Source organism: Acetomicrobium mobile (assembly GCF_937920065.1).
On sequence record NZ_CALETC010000099.1, the window covers coordinates 1 to 2008 of the forward strand.

The 2008-nt window shown below is 42.8% G+C and carries 1 protein-coding gene; it reads right to left on the reverse strand.

What is annotated here, in order from left to right:
- Window positions 1-329 precede the first annotated feature (329 nt).
- A complete protein-coding gene (gene larA, locus Q7P41_RS04405) occupies window positions 330-1610 on the reverse strand; it encodes a nickel-dependent lactate racemase (RefSeq protein WP_303882430.1) in 1281 nt (426 codons plus the stop codon).
- Between the last annotated feature and the right edge of the window lie 398 nt (window positions 1611-2008).

Genomic DNA, 2008 nt, shown 5'->3' on the forward strand with positions numbered 1-2008 from the left:
CTTTTTTCCTTGATGACTAAAAACACTGACTTGGTAGCTTCAATTGCTTCATTAATCATCTTTTCCAGAAGATTAGCCATCGTTTCCTTCCCCTCCTCAAATAAAATTTTGTATCAGTTTTAAATTTTAGCCCTCCTTTCCATTAGCCCTTCTCTTTACCTACCTCCTTCTTTAATGAGATGTTCTGTGGACAATGGACAACTTGACTTATTATCTATATTACAAAAAAAGCACAACCTTGTCAAGAAATGTTTACACGTTATAATGATATCATTATAACGTGTAAAATCTTAATCGCGCCATATTGTAAACTACTAATGATCACTTCTTCACTCTAATCTAGGTAAAGATACCCCTCCTTTGGGCAAGACTCCTACAGTACCACCAGGAATTCTTTTGAGGGCTTCGTCAAGAGCTTCTTGCACTGACTCAAATGGTTCGTAGCCAAGAATGCCAATATCTTCCTCAGATAATCCGGCTGTTACTATAAAAATGCGTGCCTTTTCTCTGATTTTCGCATTACAAATTGCAACATCTGCGGCCACAAGGTCAGCATTAGCGTCATCGAGTCTTGTATTACGTGCTTTTATTAAAGCTTTGTCCAAGGGAAGACTCAGCCACTCCCTGAAGCTTGGGTGATTGTGTACAAGTCCTTCTATACAGTGAGCAGCAAAAATTATGATCCCCCCAGGCTTGACTGCAAAATACGCTGAAACGAGTCCTTTTTCTCCCTGCCAATAATCGATGTCACATGGAGAAGCACTGACGATGACAATATCAACCAGTTCCATAATTTTGACCTTATATGACTCCTCTGCTAGAAGAGCGCCCTTCCTGTGGGCTTTAACGAAATCTCCCCCAAAGAGGCCTACAACTTCTCCATCGAGGTTTTTTACGGTGTTCAGTATGAAAGCAAGCCCTGCTTTTTCGGCGACTTTTTCCATTCCAGCCCGACAGGGATTCTCTACAACTCCGAGAGGAATATCAGCTAGCAAAGCAGCGACAATATGAGTCGCTGCTGTGGTTGCATAACCACAGATTCCAGGCTGCACAATTTTCGCTCCGCCTGAATAACCAGCATCGGAATGAGGAACAATGTCACCAAGTCCGATCAAAAGATCTGCTTCTAGGGCGTCCCTGTTTAATTGTACGGGTATTTCATAATCACCAGACATCACGTAGCCAAGGTGCACGAGGCTTTCCGTCTCATTAATATTATGCTGGTCTACTTTGAACCGCCCGTACATTGCAGGCCCAATTTTTTCCTTAATTTCTTCTTCTGTCATCACGCGATGTGTTCCTGGTGCAGTCAAAAAGCTAATGTTTTCATCTCGAACCCCATGGTAGTTCAAATATCCTACAAGAATCGGTAGGATATCGGATAAAGGGGTATTTCTAGTATTGTCCTCAATCAGCATAACGATATTTTTCTTGCCTCGAGCTAGCTCTTTCAATGGAGCAGTGCCCGTGGGTGCATCAAGTTGCTCAATTATAGCCTTTTCCAGATTCTGCAGAGGTGGAAGCGACCGTCCCCTTCCGGTAAAACGAAGGGTTTTGTCGGAAACTTCAAACTTCTGCCATGATTCCCCAAAAGGAACGCTCATTTGCATGGCCATAATCCTCCTTAATTATTCCTAGACAACCGTCACAACATCCTAAACGTTGTCGAGCGCAATTTTCTAACCATACTTGGTCTAATATAGGAAGGTTAACTCCAATTTTGTGTTAAAAACCTTAAGGTATTCTTTGAGGCTAATTAACATGTCATTTAGCTACTTTTTCCTCAGGCTTAGTAGTTTTGTCAAATCATCTTTTTTTGTCCATTTACCCATGACCGGTAACTCATTGTACCTGACTTATCTGCCTTCATAAACACCACTGGCGGCCATCGCCTTCAAGATGTACGTTGTGTTGCCGCAGATGTACAAAACGATCATACACTCCGGAAGGCTATTTTTGTGCTTGACGAAGGCGGAAGGCCCCGTGGGAGATGGCGACCTTCCGCCGG

What these genes read in the sequence shown, in the direction of transcription:
- larA (WP_303882430.1), bottom strand. Translation starts at nt 1,610, where the DNA reads ATGCAAATGAGCGTTCCTTTTGGGGAATCATGGCAGAAGTTTGAAGTT.